The sequence below is a fragment of the Undibacterium sp. TJN25 genome, from assembly GCF_049339885.1.
In the GTDB taxonomy this organism is placed as follows: domain Bacteria; phylum Pseudomonadota; class Gammaproteobacteria; order Burkholderiales; family Burkholderiaceae_D; genus Undibacterium.
Map to the genome: position 1 here is coordinate 70,037 of NZ_JBMPPM010000008.1, position 14,360 is coordinate 84,396.

The following is a 14,360-nucleotide window of genomic DNA, read 5'->3' on the forward strand; positions in this document are numbered from 1 at the left end:
GCTACAGCCGAATTAAAGGTGGCGGCAACCAAGCTACTTGCATTGCCAGTCCCACGCCTAGGGAACTGGCTCCCGATACAGAGAGTGTGAGCGTGCCCAGGTGGCAGGTATCCGGGTATTCTCTCGCCAGAACATGTGCGCAGACAAGCGCTATGATCTCGGCACATATTTTTGTTCGGGTGGGCTACCGCACTGATGGCGGCTGCAGAGCGTAATACTCTTGTTTCACCTCATTCTTAACGGGGTTAAAGGAGAGAAGATGAAACGAAAATTAAATGCTATCGGGATAGCTTCTGTGTTGTGCCTGGCGACTATACCATTGCTCAGTCAGGCAGCCGATCAAGTTCAGAAGCCTATGGCAAGCGAAGGTAAGAGCGCCCCCAATGTCGATAATTCGCGTATGAACGAGCGAGACAAAAATAGTACCGCCGCGACACCGCAGGATCAGCCAAATAACCCGGATGATACAAAACTGTTGGCTAACGTCAGAAAGTCGATCGTCAATAACAAATCCCTTTCGATGGCGGCCCATAACGTGAAGATTCTGGTGAATGCCGGAGCAGTGACGTTAAGGGGACCCGTTCAAAGCGATGCTGAAAAAATGAAAATCGAGAAATTGGCACATCGTGTCAAGGGAGTTTCGTCGGTTGATAATCAGTTAGATGTAAAAACCAATTAAATCAGGAGATTATTATGAAAAACGCAGTCTATTGCATCGCCGAAAATCGCACACAGGCAGAAACCATCGTAGACAATTTGAAAGCTGCGGGCTTTGGTAACGGGGACATTTCCGTTTTGTTGCCCGACCAGGGCGGCACGCGCGATTTCGCACACGAACAAAATACTAAACTGCCTGAAGGTGCTGCCTCCGGAGGTGTAGCCGGCATGGGCGCGGGCGCCATCCTGGGTTGGCTGGCTGGCATCGGCACGCTTGCCATCCCAGGTGTCGGCCCATTCATCGCCGCCGGCCCTATCATGGCAGCTCTCGGCGGTGCTGCCGTAGGTGGTGCAGCGGGCGGTATTATCGGTGGACTGGTAGGAATGGGCATCCCGGAATATGAGGCCAAGCTATACGACGGAAAAATTCGCGGGGGCAATGTATTAATTTCCGTGCATACCGACAATTCTGACCAGGTCAAAGCGGCAAAGGAAATTTATAAAAACGCAGGCGCCGAAGACATCAAATCTACCGGTGAACCCGGCGCGCCGTCATAGTAGAAGCGCGGTATATCATCAGATGGGGTTATCATCCCTTAATAAATATAAGAGCGGCGCCTTAGCGCCGCTCTTATATTTTTGAGTTCCAAACCGTCAAGGGGTTAACACCACTTTGCGACAATCTTGTTCTTTCTTGTCGAATATCTTATAACCCTCTGCGGCTTCGCCCAGGCTGAGACGGTGTGTAATAATCGCATCGGGTTGCAATTTTCCTTCTTCAATGAAACTGAGTAGTTCGGGCAGAAATTTTTGCACATTGGTTTGGCCCATGCGAATCGTGATGCCTTTGTCAAAAGCATCCCCAAACAGGAATCCATGGATAAAGCCGGAGTAGACGCCGGGTACACTGACCACGCCGCCTCGCCGTACAGAGGCAATACATTGGCGCAGCGCAGTTCCGTTACTGGACTCGATCTTCAGGCTGGCGATGACTGATTCGACGGCACTACCCTTCGCTTCGAAGCCAACTGCGTCTATAACCGCATCTACCCCGCGGCCATCCGTATCTTTGACAATCACTTCTGCTGGATCAACGTCATCAAAGTTGATGGGAATGATACCGTAGGTTTCTGCTGCAAAATTCAGCCGGTAGGCATGATGGTCGATCATGTAAATTTTTTCTGCGCCTTTCATGCGTGCGCATGCAGCTGCCATCAGCCCGACCGGCCCAGCGCCAAAGATCGCCAGGCTTGAGCCTTGCTTGACTTCCGCGTTCAGTACGGACTGGTAACCTGTAGGTAATATGTCGCTTAGAAACAAGACTTGCTCATCCCTTAGCGCGGATGGGATAACAATGGGGCCGACATTTGCCTTCGGCACTCTGACATATTCGGCTTGCCCGCCCGGGATACCGCCGTACATGTGAGAAAAACCGAACAGCGCGGATGGTGGCCGCATATTCTTGCCATTCAATAACCCGCCTTTTCCCGGATTCGTGGTTTCGCATGCGGCGAATGCCTGCAAGCGGCAAAAAAAGCAGGAACCGCAAGCAATAACGAAAGGCACTACAACGCGGTCGCCTTTCTGCAACTTGGAGACACCCTTGCCGGCGTCTTCAACGACACCCATGAATTCGTGGCCAAGGATATCGCCGTGTTCCAATGTAGGAACCTTGCCTCGATAAAGATGTAAATCCGAACCGCAAATCGCTGTCGCTGTGATGCGCAAAATGACGTCGTCGTCCTGCTGTAAGACAGGGTCCGGCACGTTGTCGACGCGCACATCGTGAGCGCCGTGGTAGGTCAGGGCTTTCATGGAATGCTCCTTTATTTTCTCTTCTAGACACAAATACCGGCGCTGCAATAGCGCCGGTATTTATAGCTGCAAGCTCTTACTTCTTGGATTTCTTGGAAGCGGATTTCTTGCTACCTCCGCTTTTGGCGGATTTTTTCTTGTCGCTTGATGAGGAAGCGCTGCTCTTCTTGCTGTCTTTGGAATCATCGTCTTTTTTAACGGCTTTGGAATCATCGTCCTTTTTGCTGGATTTAGAATCATCGGCCTTTTTGCTGGATTTGGTCGCCATGGTAATACTCCTTAGGTAAATGCTCAGCTTGAGCGGATAACACAAAGTTCCAAACGAACTTATTTGCCCTGACCCCGGTCGCCTTTCGACGAGCCCTGGCTGCCAGAGCCCTGTTGGCCGGACTGGTTGCCGTTACCGCGCTGTGATCCGGAACGACCATCCGACGCATCTTTGTCACTGGCGCTGGCGCCGTCGTTTTTATGGCTTTGGCGACCGGCCTCTACATGCTGTTCGTGAGAGCCGCCCTGTGTGCCACCGCCGGAGCTGTCCTGTTTACCCTGGTTAGAAGAGCCTTGGTTGGACTGGTTGGCGCCGCTGTTTGCCTGGGCCCCGTCGTTTTTGTGACTTTGGCGTCCTGCTTCAACGTGTTGCTCATGAGTGCCGCCGCGAGTACCCGTCTGGCTGTCTTCTTGCTTGGACGTGGTTCCGTTTTTGCCTGACTGATTATTTGAATTCATTTGTCGTATCCTCATCTGATGATAAAAAATAGCCACCCGTTTATCAGAACTCATGTCATTGCTATTCATGAGATAGATTCTGAGAGAGTGCGGCTGAACTGAATCATCGGCTCATCCTCAATGCGGACGTATAGGACCAGTCCTAGAAGGCGGTGGGATTTTAGGTGGAGAAAATTGCGGAGAAAGCCGTATCTGACCAGCGCCGCTCCGGAATGTAACGGTAGGCATGCAATTTTCTGCGCTACGGCAGCCTGCCGCTGCCGTAAGTGGCAGCGACGGCGAGTATCGTGTCGCCGAAGCCGCCGCGTGCGCGGGCATCGGTTCGAGCACTGGTCGCAACACGTGGGGCTGCGCTCCACGCAAAACGGGCGCCGGTGCTTTCCAATGCGGCGACCAGTGCTACATCTTCGTGACAAGCGAGGGCAGAAAAACCGCCTGCAAGCCGATAAGCCGCCGCCGATACGCCGAGGTTTGCGCCATGAATATGCCTGTGGCCATCTGCATCGTTATAAGTGCGATGGAAGTGATCTTCCAGCAGCATTGCATGACGACCGTGCGGAGACCAGTCGCTGACTGCGACGGAGCCGCATACGACGTCAACGCCCAGGCTTAATTGCATTGCCAGCCATTCTGGAGATACCACCGTATCAGCATCGGTAAATGCAAGCCAGCGCACGCCCAGTTGCAGCAGGCGGCTTGCGCCCTCGCTTCTCGCCATGCCGACATTGCGTTCGCTTACGAGCGAATAGGAGATCGCGCATGTGAGGTGCTGCGGCGCAGCGCAATACGCCTGTACGATGGCTTCCGAGCCGTCGTTGCAGGCATCCAGTACGATATGAATGTGGACCGTCTCCGCGTCCAGCAGCGGATGGGCGGCAGCCGCCAGCAATGCCGCAATGCATTCATCCAGCATCGCTTCTTCATTATGGGCGGGGACGACTATCCCTATCATGGTGTTCTCCTTATGCTTGTTTTTATGGGCTGGTACGGCAACTTCGGGCCGACTGAATTGCAGGCGCTGAATTGATACTCGCTGGCTTGAGCATCGCGCTCCGTGCGATAACGCACGAATGGTAAAGCTGGAATACCTTGTAGTCACATTGGTTCGTTTCGCTTAGCGCACATGCATCGCAGGTCGATACCGGGTGCCGCAGTCGAAGAGGTGAGACATTGCAAAATGGTATGTACGGCAGCGCATAGAGTTTGGCTGCGTGCACACTTAGCATGGTTCGCGCCTATAGCTATTGGGCATATCGGTAACTAAGTGCCGGTAATTAAGCGTCAGGCTTTAGCCAACAATTATCAACCAGCGAGCGACAGAGGACATTATGGCCACCAGAAAATTGAAGACAGACACTACAGATGGAACCCCAGCAAAATCTACCGGCGCATCTGCAAAAATCGATCTTGCATTCAGTGCAGGATCAGTCGCCAGTACCGTGTCCGGCCCCTCTGCAGATGCACCAAAGCTATCCAAGGCTGGCAAGGCCGCGAGCACTTTTCCTGAGCTGACTGACAAAGTCGTTTCCGCAAAAGAGCTGTCTGCAAAAATGCCTGCCAACTCCGACAAGGCTGCGGAATATGGCGACGCCGCCCGCGTCGCCCATGTAGGTAGCACGCAGGAACCCGCCAATGCGGCGGTGACGGGCAGCACTGTCTCCGAAAGCAACCTATCTGAGAAGCTGGGAGACGGTGAAGTGGCTGTCGGCAACAACGCCACGATAGGTCCTCTGGATCGCGTGCGCGCAGACGGCGGTGGCCGGCCGCTCACTACCAACCAGGGCGTGCTGATCGCCGATAACCAGAACTCCCTGAAGATAGGCCTGCGCGGTCCGACCGCACTGGAGGATTTCATCCTCCGTGAAAAAATCACGCATTTCGACCATGAACGCATACCGGAACGGGTGGTCCATGCGCGCGGTTCCGCGGCGCACGGTTTTTTTGAAAGCTATGCCAACCATTCCAAGCTGACGAAGGCGGCGCCCTTTCAGCAAAAAGGCAAGCAGACGCCGGTATTCGTGCGCTTTTCTACCGTGGCCGGCGAGCGTGGCTCCGCGGACGCCGTGCGCGATGTGCGCGGCTTTGCTGTTAAATTTTATACCGATCAGGGAAACTGGGATCTGGTAGGCAACAACATGCCAGTATTCTTTATACAGGACGCGATGAAGTTCCCGGACCTGGTCCACGCCGTCAAGCCGGAACCGCATTTTGCAATGCCGCAAGCATCCAGCGCGCATGACACCTTCTGGGATTTTGTGTCGCTGACACCGGAATCGACGCACATGCTGCTATGGCAAATGTCGGACCGTGCGATTCCCCGAAGCTACAGGATGATGCAGGGTTTCGGCGTGCACACCTTTCGCCTTGTCAATGAGGCAGGCGAGTCGGTATTCTGCAAATTTCACTGGACGCCGAAAGCCGGCGTGCATTCGCTGGTGTGGGATGAAGCTGTCAAGATCAACGGTGCCGATTCCGATTTCCACCGGCGTGACCTGTGGGAAGCGATAGAGGCGGGTGCTTATCCGGAATGGGAGCTCGGTGTGCAGGTATTCAGCGAGGAACAGGCCGATAACTTTCCGTTTGACGTGCTGGATCCGACCAAGGTTGTACCTGAAGAGCTCATTCCCATCACTCCCATCGGGCGCATGGTGCTGAACCGTAATCCAGACAACTTCTTTGCAGAGACCGAGCAGGTGGCGTTTTGCACTGCGCACATCATTCCCGGCATTGATTTCAGCAATGATCCTTTGCTGCAGGGGCGTATCCATTCCTACCTCGATACGCAGCTGACCAGGCTGGGCGGCCCCAATTTCCATGAAATCCCTATCAACGCCCCTATTGTGCAGGTGCATAACAATCAGCGCGACGGTATGCATCGCCAGGCTGTGCATCGTGGCCGGGTAGCCTATGAGCCTAACTCTATGGCTGGCGGCTGCCCGTTCCAAGCGGGCAAATCAGGATTTGTGTCTTTCCCGGAGCGTATCGCGGAAGACAAGGTACGCGGCAAGCCTGAGCTGTTTGCCGACCATTTCTCGCAGGCGCGTCTGTTCTACAAGAGCCAGTCAATGATAGAGCAGCAGCATATCGCCAATGCCTTCACGTTTGAGCTGAGCCGGGTACAGACGCCGGCCATCCGCGAAAGGGTGGTGTCGCTACTGGTCAATGTCGATTCCGCGCTCGGCCAGAAGGTCGCGGATGGACTGGCATTAACATTGCCCTCAGCCGCGCCGGTGCTGATGGAAGATACGCCGGAATACTCGGCGTCGCCGGCACTATCCATGAAGCACTATCCTGGCGATGGAACGCTCGCAGGCCGCAAGGTGGCTATCCTGGTTGCCGACAATGTTGACCATGCGTATGTCAGCACCGTCTATAAATCAGTGCTGGATGCAGGCGGCGTTCCCCGCCTGCTGGGAAAACGACTGGGCAGCGTGACCGCCGGCAATGGCGAGGTTTTGAATATTGAGGCGCCACTGGAGGCGACTCCTGCGGTGCTGTACGATGCCGTGGTGGTCCCTAACGGCGAAGGCCTGGGCGCTACGCTTTCCGCCAGCCAAAAGGCCCGCATGTTCCTCAAGGAGCAATACGAGCATGGCAAGCCTATCCTGGTCGGCGCCGATACGGCGGAGTTCCTGGAAGCGGCCGGCGTGCCGATGAACCTGCCGGATGGCAATCCCGATCCGGGGATTTTCCTGGATACACCTGACCCGGATGGTAGCGCCAATGACGCCATTGAGCTGTTTATCGGTGGTGTTGCAGGCCCGCGCATCTGCGAACGTGAAACGGAGCCGCTGGCGCCTTGATGAATGGACGCTGAGAGTCGTGCGGCGCCTGCACAATGCTGCACTGTGCAGGCATTGTGCGAACGCCAGCTTTGGCCAGGGTTGTCCTGGCCTTTTTTAGGTGTACTCCTTTCTGCGCCTTATAGCCCATGCCCAAACGTCTATAACTTGTTCCCATGATCCAGCGAAATGTCTTGAAGCGCCTACTGTGTGAGGTGGCACACTGTGCCGGCAGGCGAAGACGACGACTATCATCAATCAACACTCTTTAACCTAAAAAATGCCCGCATCCCCTGCAATCCGCCAGCCCGGCGATTCCGACTCTCCGTTCGACACGGAGACTGCTATGCGGGCGATTGCAGACATTGACATCGGCAACCGTGATGCCGCCTTGCAATTGCTTATGGCGAAAGGGGTAGACCTGATCCCCTTGCCGGGGCACGGCGAGACCTTCACCAGATGGAAAATTCTTGCAGCCGTCGCCGGGCGGGATCTGAGTCTCGTCAAACTATTTGAAGGGCATACTGATGCGTTGGCAATACTGGCGGAGCTGGGCACGGTTATTGACGACGAAAGAAGAACCTGGGGAGTATGGTGCGCGGAGCCGCCTGACGCCAGAGTGACGCTGAGCGAAGTCAACGGCGAAACGGGCGCCGTAACATTAAGCGGCCGTAAAGCATGGTGTTCCGGGGCGCGAGATTTGTCTCATGCCCTGGTCAGCTGTTGGAACCCCTCTGGTGTACCCTGTCTTGCCATGGTGGATCTGCGACAAGCTGCCGTACTTATCACCGACGAAGGCTGGCACGCGGTCGGGATGGCTGCCAGCGGAAGTGTCGACGTCCGATTTACGAACGCCATTGCAAAGCAAGTCGGAAAGCCGAACGCTTACGTGCATCGCCCTGGGTTCTGGCATGGCGGCGCGGGTATCGCCGCGTGCTGGTATGGTGCGAGCTGCGGCTTGGCTGAACGTTTGCGCAGCCTGCTGCACAAGCAAATGGTAACGGCTACGGAAGCTGCACCCGGCGCGGATCCGCATCGATTGGCGCAGCTAGGCGACATAGATATCGCGCTGAGGTCTGCCGCCGCAGTTTTGCGCGATGCGGCGGCGCAGATCGATCAATATCCACTGCAGGATGCAATGGCACTGGCGTTGAGAACCAGGCTTACCGTCGAGGCAACGGCAAGTAAGGTGCTTGCATTGGCAACCCGTGCACTGGGGGCCGGCCCCTTGTGCAGAGAGCCCGAGTTCGCCCGGGCGGCGGCAGATCTCCCGGTATTCCTGCGCCAGAGCCATGCGGAGCGGGATCTGGCAGCGCTCGGTAAAACAGTCGCAGCCGAGTTGGAGAATCCATGGATACTTTGATCGTAGATAACGACAGTACTGCAACCGTCGGGTCAGCCAGCAACCGCCGAATAGAGGGTGGAGGCACGTCTGCCGCAGAGTGGGACACCTGTTACAGGCTGGCGAGCCTGCCACGAATCAGTGTGGAAGATTTGATCGGGGCCGGGCGGCGTGTCGTAATAGTCGCGCCGCATCCTGATGACGAGATCCTCGGATGTGGCGGGCTCGTTCAATTACTGGAATCGGCGCATAGTCCTGTGGCTTTGGTAGCGATCACTGACGGTGATGCCAGCCACCCAGACTCAAAAGTCTGGCCTGCACAGCGCCTGGTACGTGAACGTCCTGCAGAAACTTTGCAGGCTCTCGCCGCACTTGATGTCTCCCCACCCGATATACAGCGGCTGTCCGTGCCGGACGGCCAGGTGATGAAATTTCAACTGCCCGTACAAGCTGCTCTGGAAAGGCTGCTTCGTCCGAGTGACACCGTACTGACCACCTGGCGCTTCGACGGACATCCCGATCACGAAGCCACGGGAAAGGCCTGTGCCGCGGCAGTGGCAACAGTAGGAGCGAGGCTGGTTGAAATACCGATATGGAGCTGGCATTGGGCACGCCCAGGCGATATGCGCATCCCCTGGCACCGGGCGCGAAAATTGATGCTGAATGCCGCCGTGCTGGAAAAAAAACGTGCAGCAGTCGCCTGCTACCGAAGCCAGCTAGAGAACGACGGCAGCACGGGACGGCCGCCCATCTTACCGCCAAGCGCATTGGCCCGATTGCTGCGCCCTTATGAAATCTACTTCATATGAATTCGCCGGACACTAATCCGCTGGACCATTTCCAACAGCTATATCTCACCAATAGCGACCCCTGGAATGTCAAAGAAAGCTGGTACGAGCAACGCAAGCGCGCGCTCGTGCTGGCGAGCCTGCCCCGGAAACAGTATGAAAACGGTTATGAGCCGGCATGTGGCAATGGAGAAATGACGCTCGCACTCGCGCGCCGGTGTGAACGGCTGCTTGCCGCGGACGGCGCAGAGGCCGCGGTATCCATTACACGCGAGCGGTTGGCGCAGTCTGGATTGGCGTCGAACGTATCAGTACAGCAGCACAGACTGCCGCAGGACTGGCCATCTTGCCAGGAACCCGGATTCGATTTAATTTTAATCAGCGAGCTGGGGTACTACCTGGAATTGGATGCAATGAACTCGTTGGCCGAAGGGGTAAAAACTTGTCTGGCCCCAGGGGGAACTTTGCTGCTTTGCCACGCGCTCAAGCCATTCGGAGATCGCCGGCTCTCAACCGCCCAAGTGCATGGTGTATTTCATTCCCAGGCCGGTTTGCAGCGCATTGTCCACCACAAGGAGGTCGATTTTTTACTAGAGGTGTGGACCAGAGTTTGAATGCGGCCGGAAAGTTCACTTGGCCGAAGTTTGAGTCTGAATGTTAAATGATGTTTCGGGGGTTAATTTCATGCGATTGGGAAATATTTGCATGATACGATAGTTCATGACCTATTCCTTAAAACTCACGCCAAAGACTGTAGAGTCGCTACGACAGTTACCGCAATTTTACGGCCGCCCGGTCGATGTGGTGATTGCGGAGGAGCCTGAGCACTGCTACCCGGGAATTGCGAAGCTGCTGAGAAGTGGTTTTTCTACTCGTCCGCAACTGGAAGTCAAAGTACGGACAAGCGCTACATCGGTGTCTTTATTCTGGACCGAATTACCTGACCTGGACCAGCCGTAATCAAGAGCCGCTGTTCTCTCTGGCCGGTTGATCTGCGCTGACAATCGATAATGATCCAGCTGCCTTTCCTTGGCGACATCAAGAAATAAATGCTTGGCACTAATTTTCAGTACAAATCCTCGGTACCGACCTCCACTTCGTTTCCTGACGCTTTTTTTCATTCATCTTCATATGGAATGATTGCTTTATCGCCTATCCGGCGACGCTATGAAGGGCTCGCGCGATTAGACTGACTGTTGCAGGCCTTCTCGAACGGGCGCGGATGGCCAATTTAGATGAAGGTTTTGCATAGGGCCTGAGCGCTTTTCCAATTTGACGACGCGCAAGGCGATATAAAACGGATACAGAGCCAACTCAACGGCATATACAATGACATCGCCTTGCCCCAGATCCAACGAAAGTTTCCATTGGGTGTGAGGAAATTGTTTTTGTAGCGAGCGCAGTACATCGTCGTTTGCATCTCCTGCGAATTGCAAGGATTTCATAAGCGCTGGCGCGTCGGTGAGTTCCAGAATGTCTTTGAAACTAGGCGCTTGCCGCGAAACTTTTACCGTTTGCTGTGCTATTTTCATTGAAAGACATAAGGTGGTATTGGTTTGCGTGAGAGAGATAGCGCTTGCGATGAGAGATTTACTGATACGTCCCTCGGAATGAAGTATTTCAACCTTACAAATGGATGCCGGCAGTGAGTGAACCATGGCCCTAGCCCTTTCGTTGGACGGAGTTGACCCGGTATTGAGAGTTGAGATGGAGTCAGGTCATCGGCAACAATGATGCGCTTGTTAAATTTTGGGCGAACTAATCTACCGCGACAGGAAGCAGCAGCGGCATTTCTATATGAAAAAACTCCACGGTCGCACCGGTCATGACTGCTACTTCGATATTTTTCTCCAAGGGCGGATTCCTATGGTCGAAACGGACCAGGCCCTCCAATTTTACGGTGCTGTCTTCAGCCGTCGTTATATCCACAAACAGATTGGTGGAGTGGCGCAAATCAAGCAGGCTGTTAACGGTGCGACGCGTATATTTCAGAACATAAGTGGGCATGGTTGCGGGTAAAGATGACGGATGGTTAGATGATTTCTGCATAAGGCTCCCTATGCGGTGTTTTCCGATGCTTCATTCAGATCAGGAAGCGGCATGAAAAAAATGCTTACACTTAAACCGTCTTCGACCGTGATCGCCAGCCTTGGACGGCCATCACGCCTTGGTGCGAGCAGAGCCATCCCGGTAAAGGTAGAGGAGGGATTTGCTAATGCTGTCATATCGACGATTTTCGCCTGATCGGAACTGAGGGCGAGCAAAGCGTCGTTGGTACGTTTGGTAAATTTGAGAGAAAAAGTGCTCATCGCATCGCCTCCTGCAATTGCCGGGACTGCCTTTTGTCGATAAGGCCGACATGTCTATAAACCTGACGACGTGACGGCGCCTTCCGGCGAACCGTTGCCGCCAGAATATATTCGCTGCCTGAGTCTTCGCAATAGCAGACGGGGCCAGTGGAAATTACGTCGGTCGAGTCACTTCCAGGATCTTCGCTGTCGGGGGATGATGTTTGTCCAGAGCGGCTGTGCGCCTGTTGCGGCGCAAGATAGAGGTTGTCATTTGCTTTGTTCAAACGCGGATAGCCTATGATCAATATAGCATCCATCTTACTGGTCAGTTGTATAATTTTTGACACTATTATTAACTGCTTACTCCCAAGTATGCTGATGCATCTGAGGTAAATTGGGACCCGCCAAAATTAATATTTATTCAGTAAGTGATCCCGGCTCTAAGATGCAAGATGCAGGCAGATCGCATGGAAGACGCGATGTCACGAATCTGTTCCTTAGCACGGACAGAAAAGGGACTCGAATCTATGAATAGCTGAGGGGAGATTCTCCCGCTAGCTAAGGCTCATACCAGTTCCACATCATTTCTCCCACAACATCTCCGCTGCTCCAGCGCTCGGAAATGCCTGAGCGTCTTTCTGCTGTGCATGGTCCGCCCGCGCCGTCGATCCCGTCTTTTTCGGTCAGTCAACCCAAGACCGTAGTTGCCAAATCCCTCAAGTAGGCCGCAGCCTCAAGCACGTTGCGAGCGGCTTATCAATTGAGCGCGCGGCTGAGTATTTCATTTGTACAACAGGATGATTGATCCCGATCTGGAATCATTCTTATGCCATTTCCCACCTTCACCGGCATAAATGGAATGGATAGACTGGCTTCACTCCAACTCACCTGAAGGACAATCATGAACCGCTTATTCAACTCCCTGCAAGTCGGCGCCTATCAACTTAAACACCGCGTCGTGCTCGCCCCTATGACGCGCTTGCGCACTATCCAGCCTGGCGACATTCCCAGCCCGATGATGGCAGACTTTTACGGTCAGCGTGCTTCTGAAGGCGGTTTGCAGATTATCGAAGGCACCAGCATATCGATCCCCGCCCGTTCTTATCTGGGCGCCGCCAGTTTCTACCACGACGGCCAGATGGCAGGCTGGAAGGCCGTTGCCGATGCCATCCATGCCAAGGGCGGTCGTGCTTTTATGCAACTGATCCACGGCGGGCGTCAAAGCCATGTCGAAATGACGGGCGGTGTCGATCCGGTAGCACCCTCGGTAGTGCCGTTCGACGGCGTGGCCCTTACCAAGGACGGCTTCGTGCCTGCCTCACCGCATCGCGCGCTGGACATCACTGAGATACCCGCCATTATCGAAGATTTCCGTGTCGCCGCGCAGCGCGCCAAGGATGCCGGCTTCGATGGCGTGGAACTGCATGCAGCCAACGGCTACCTGGTGGACCAGTTCATTCAAGACGGAACCAACCACCGTACGGATGCCTACGGCGGCGCGATCGAAAACCGCGTGCGTTTTTTACGCGAGGCTACCGAAGCGCTGATCTCTGTTTGGGGCGCAGACGGCGTCGGCGTACGCATTTCGCCATCGGGTGAATGGGGCGGCATCTCGGATAGTGATCCTGTTGCTACCTTTACGCATGTGGCCAGTGTCCTCGACAGCTACAAGATCGCGTACCTGCATGTGATAGAACCGCGCATCAAGGGTGACGATACCTTGCACGAAGGCCAGCAACCGGTCGCCGTCAAGTATCTGCGTCCGCATTTTTCCGGTCCTATCATCGCCGCGGGCGGATTTGACGGCGATAGCGCGGAAGCGATCGTGGCTGCAGGCGATGCCGATCTGGTGGCATTCGGCCGTCATTTCAGCTCGAACCCGGACCTGCCGTTCCGCCTGCGGCACAAGCTTCCGCTGACCCCTTATGTACGCGCCGCGTTCTGGGGTGGCGATGAAACGAACTACAGCGATTTTCCCGCATACGAAACGACCAATGCGGCCAAAGCAGCCAAAGCCGCCTGAAAGGATTCATTATGAGCACACACAATCATCAAACTGCGCCCACGCAGTACGTAGAAGCGGCCGGCATCCGTTTTTCCTATCGCCGATTCGGCAAGGCCGGTGGCATACCGCTGGTATTCAACCAGCATTACACCGGCACCATGGATTACTGGGATCCGGCTGTCACGGATGGCCTTGCAGCGCATCGCGAGGTGATCCTGTTTAACAATGCCGGCATTGCAGGCAGTTCCGGTGAAGTGCCTGACTCAATAGAGAAGATGGGTGCCAACGCGATAGCCTTTATTCGCGCACTGGGCTTGCCTCAGGTAGACGTGCTGGGCTTTTCCATTGGCGGCATGGTGGCCCAGGAAATCACCGTGCAGGCGCCGCAGCTGGTGCGTCGCCTGATTTTGGTCGGGACTGGCATGCGGGGTGGCGTGGGCATTGCGCCGATGACCGAGGCTGCCGCAGGTATTTTTAGTGCGCATTACGATCCACCGGAAAACCTTTGGCTTTCTGTGCATTTCACGCCGTCTGCTTCCAGCCAGGCTGCGGGTCGGGCTTTCCTGAAGCGTAAGCACCAGCGCCAGGAAGGCCGTGATCCAGAGGCGGGCGAGAAGGTTGGTCCTGCCCAGATTGCGGCTCTGGGCAAGTATGGCGAGCATCATGACGGTGTAGCTGACTACCTGAAAACCATCTTGCAGCCAACACTGATTGTACAGGGCCACAACGACGTAATCGCGCCAACCGTGAGTTCATACACGATGCAGCAGACCATGCCGAATGCCCAGCTGATCCTGTATCCGGACGCCAACCACGGCTCCTTCTATCAGTACCCTCAGCTCTTCGTGGCACAGGCCGAGCAATTCCTGTCATGGGAACTGAAATCCGATTTATCCGTTGAAGAGCAACTGCCCTTCCCGGCACAACAACCCAACTAAAGCACTGGAGAGAACC

Annotated in this window: 17 protein-coding genes; 9 read left to right on the forward strand and 8 right to left on the reverse strand. The window is 55.0% G+C overall.

Going from position 1 to position 14,360, the window contains the following annotated elements:
- The first annotated feature begins 259 nt into the window (after window positions 1-259).
- Window positions 260-679, forward strand: coding sequence for a BON domain-containing protein (locus ACO0LO_RS19930; protein ID WP_422966656.1), 420 nt, complete (start codon window positions 260-262; stop codon window positions 677-679).
- A gap of 14 nt (window positions 680-693) precedes the next feature.
- Window positions 694-1,215, forward strand: coding sequence for a hypothetical protein (locus ACO0LO_RS19935; RefSeq protein ID WP_422966657.1), 522 nt, complete (start codon window positions 694-696; stop codon window positions 1,213-1,215).
- 96 nt (window positions 1,216-1,311) lie between these two features.
- On the opposite strand, the gene ACO0LO_RS19940 is transcribed toward ACO0LO_RS19935, so the two are convergent.
- The 4 genes from ACO0LO_RS19940 to ACO0LO_RS19955 all read right to left on the reverse strand — a co-directional run bounded on the left by ACO0LO_RS19940 (window position 1,312) and on the right by ACO0LO_RS19955 (window position 4,150).
- Window positions 1,312-2,472 carry a zinc-dependent alcohol dehydrogenase gene (locus tag ACO0LO_RS19940; protein ID WP_422966659.1) on the reverse strand — a complete coding sequence of 387 codons (1,161 nt, stop codon included), beginning with the start codon at window positions 2,470-2,472 and terminating at the stop codon, window positions 1,312-1,314.
- A 76-nt stretch (window positions 2,473-2,548) separates the two neighbouring features.
- A complete protein-coding gene (locus ACO0LO_RS19945) occupies window positions 2,549-2,740 on the reverse strand; it encodes a hypothetical protein (protein ID WP_422966661.1) in 192 nt (63 codons plus the stop codon).
- 59 nt (window positions 2,741-2,799) lie between these two features.
- Entirely contained in the window at window positions 2,800-3,267 is a 468-nt protein-coding gene (locus tag ACO0LO_RS19950) for a hypothetical protein (RefSeq protein ID WP_422966663.1), read from the reverse strand.
- Window positions 3,268-3,439: 172 nt separating this feature from the next.
- Window positions 3,440-4,150 carry a glycosyltransferase gene (locus ACO0LO_RS19955; protein WP_422966665.1) on the reverse strand — a complete coding sequence of 237 codons (711 nt, stop codon included), beginning with the start codon at window positions 4,148-4,150 and terminating at the stop codon, window positions 3,440-3,442.
- Window positions 4,151-4,526: 376 nt separating this feature from the next.
- Here ACO0LO_RS19955 and ACO0LO_RS19960 point away from each other — a divergent pair, with 376 nt between their 5' ends.
- From ACO0LO_RS19960 to ACO0LO_RS19980, 5 genes are all read left to right on the forward strand, one after another.
- A complete protein-coding gene (locus ACO0LO_RS19960; protein ID WP_422966667.1) occupies window positions 4,527-7,001 on the forward strand; it encodes a catalase in 2,475 nt (824 codons plus the stop codon).
- A 325-nt stretch (window positions 7,002-7,326) separates the two neighbouring features.
- Window positions 7,327-8,343, forward strand: a complete 1,017-nt coding sequence (locus tag ACO0LO_RS19965) for an acyl-CoA dehydrogenase (RefSeq protein WP_422966669.1) — start codon at window positions 7,327-7,329, stop codon at window positions 8,341-8,343.
- Window positions 8,331-9,131, forward strand: a complete 801-nt coding sequence (locus ACO0LO_RS19970) for a PIG-L deacetylase family protein (RefSeq protein WP_422966671.1) — start codon at window positions 8,331-8,333, stop codon at window positions 9,129-9,131. The genes ACO0LO_RS19965 and ACO0LO_RS19970 overlap by 13 nt, the downstream gene beginning before the upstream one ends.
- The gene (locus ACO0LO_RS19975; RefSeq protein ID WP_422966673.1) at window positions 9,128-9,724 is read left to right on the forward strand and encodes a methyltransferase domain-containing protein; all 597 of its coding nucleotides are present in this window, start codon (window positions 9,128-9,130) and stop codon (window positions 9,722-9,724) included. The genes ACO0LO_RS19970 and ACO0LO_RS19975 overlap by 4 nt, the downstream gene beginning before the upstream one ends.
- Window positions 9,725-9,830: 106 nt before the next feature.
- Window positions 9,831-10,070 carry a hypothetical protein gene (locus ACO0LO_RS19980; protein ID WP_422966675.1) on the forward strand — a complete coding sequence of 80 codons (240 nt, stop codon included), beginning with the start codon at window positions 9,831-9,833 and terminating at the stop codon, window positions 10,068-10,070.
- Between the two features lie 224 nt (window positions 10,071-10,294).
- On the opposite strand, the gene ACO0LO_RS19985 is transcribed toward ACO0LO_RS19980, so the two are convergent.
- From ACO0LO_RS19985 to ACO0LO_RS20000, 4 genes are all read right to left on the reverse strand, one after another.
- The gene (locus ACO0LO_RS19985) at window positions 10,295-10,768 is read right to left on the reverse strand and encodes a hypothetical protein (protein ID WP_422966677.1); all 474 of its coding nucleotides are present in this window, start codon (window positions 10,766-10,768) and stop codon (window positions 10,295-10,297) included.
- A gap of 100 nt (window positions 10,769-10,868) precedes the next feature.
- A complete protein-coding gene (locus tag ACO0LO_RS19990; protein WP_422966678.1) occupies window positions 10,869-11,159 on the reverse strand; it encodes a hypothetical protein in 291 nt (96 codons plus the stop codon).
- A gap of 8 nt (window positions 11,160-11,167) precedes the next feature.
- Window positions 11,168-11,419: a hypothetical protein gene (locus ACO0LO_RS19995; protein WP_422966680.1), complete on the reverse strand. Its 252-nt coding sequence runs from the start codon at window positions 11,417-11,419 to the stop codon at window positions 11,168-11,170.
- A complete protein-coding gene (locus tag ACO0LO_RS20000; RefSeq protein ID WP_422966682.1) occupies window positions 11,416-11,748 on the reverse strand; it encodes a hypothetical protein in 333 nt (110 codons plus the stop codon). The genes ACO0LO_RS19995 and ACO0LO_RS20000 overlap by 4 nt, the downstream gene beginning before the upstream one ends.
- A 554-nt stretch (window positions 11,749-12,302) precedes the next feature.
- On the opposite strand from ACO0LO_RS20000, the gene ACO0LO_RS20005 reads away from it, so the two are divergent.
- Window positions 12,303-13,424 (forward strand): alkene reductase, encoded by a 1,122-nt coding sequence (locus tag ACO0LO_RS20005; RefSeq protein WP_422966684.1) that lies wholly within the window; start codon window positions 12,303-12,305, stop codon window positions 13,422-13,424.
- An 11-nt stretch (window positions 13,425-13,435) separates the two neighbouring features.
- Window positions 13,436-14,344, forward strand: coding sequence for an alpha/beta fold hydrolase (locus ACO0LO_RS20010; protein ID WP_422966686.1), 909 nt, complete (start codon window positions 13,436-13,438; stop codon window positions 14,342-14,344).
- The last annotated feature ends 16 nt before the right edge of the window (window positions 14,345-14,360 follow it).

Excerpts from the sequence above, each read along its gene's own strand:
- ACO0LO_RS19930 (WP_422966656.1), top strand. The coding sequence starts at position 260 with ATGAAACGAAAATTAAATGCTATCGGGATAGCTTCTGTGTTGTGCCTG.
- ACO0LO_RS19935 (WP_422966657.1), top strand. The coding sequence starts at position 694 with ATGAAAAACGCAGTCTATTGCATCGCCGAAAATCGCACACAGGCAGAA.
- ACO0LO_RS19940 (WP_422966659.1), bottom strand. The coding sequence starts at position 2,472 with ATGAAAGCCCTGACCTACCACGGCGCTCACGATGTGCGCGTCGACAAC.
- ACO0LO_RS19945 (WP_422966661.1), bottom strand. The coding sequence starts at position 2,740 with ATGGCGACCAAATCCAGCAAAAAGGCCGATGATTCTAAATCCAGCAAA.
- ACO0LO_RS19950 (WP_422966663.1), bottom strand. The coding sequence starts at position 3,267 with ATGAATAGCAATGACATGAGTTCTGATAAACGGGTGGCTATTTTTTAT.
- ACO0LO_RS19955 (WP_422966665.1), bottom strand. The coding sequence starts at position 4,150 with ATGATAGGGATAGTCGTCCCCGCCCATAATGAAGAAGCGATGCTGGAT.
- ACO0LO_RS19960 (WP_422966667.1), top strand. The coding sequence starts at position 4,527 with ATGGCCACCAGAAAATTGAAGACAGACACTACAGATGGAACCCCAGCA.
- ACO0LO_RS19965 (WP_422966669.1), top strand. The coding sequence starts at position 7,327 with ATGCGGGCGATTGCAGACATTGACATCGGCAACCGTGATGCCGCCTTG.
- ACO0LO_RS19970 (WP_422966671.1), top strand. The coding sequence starts at position 8,331 with ATGGATACTTTGATCGTAGATAACGACAGTACTGCAACCGTCGGGTCA.
- ACO0LO_RS19975 (WP_422966673.1), top strand. The coding sequence starts at position 9,128 with ATGAATTCGCCGGACACTAATCCGCTGGACCATTTCCAACAGCTATAT.
- ACO0LO_RS19980 (WP_422966675.1), top strand. The coding sequence starts at position 9,831 with ATGACCTATTCCTTAAAACTCACGCCAAAGACTGTAGAGTCGCTACGA.
- ACO0LO_RS19985 (WP_422966677.1), bottom strand. The coding sequence starts at position 10,768 with ATGGTTCACTCACTGCCGGCATCCATTTGTAAGGTTGAAATACTTCAT.
- ACO0LO_RS19990 (WP_422966678.1), bottom strand. The coding sequence starts at position 11,159 with ATGCAGAAATCATCTAACCATCCGTCATCTTTACCCGCAACCATGCCC.
- ACO0LO_RS19995 (WP_422966680.1), bottom strand. The coding sequence starts at position 11,419 with ATGAGCACTTTTTCTCTCAAATTTACCAAACGTACCAACGACGCTTTG.
- ACO0LO_RS20005 (WP_422966684.1), top strand. The coding sequence starts at position 12,303 with ATGAACCGCTTATTCAACTCCCTGCAAGTCGGCGCCTATCAACTTAAA.
- ACO0LO_RS20010 (WP_422966686.1), top strand. The coding sequence starts at position 13,436 with ATGAGCACACACAATCATCAAACTGCGCCCACGCAGTACGTAGAAGCG.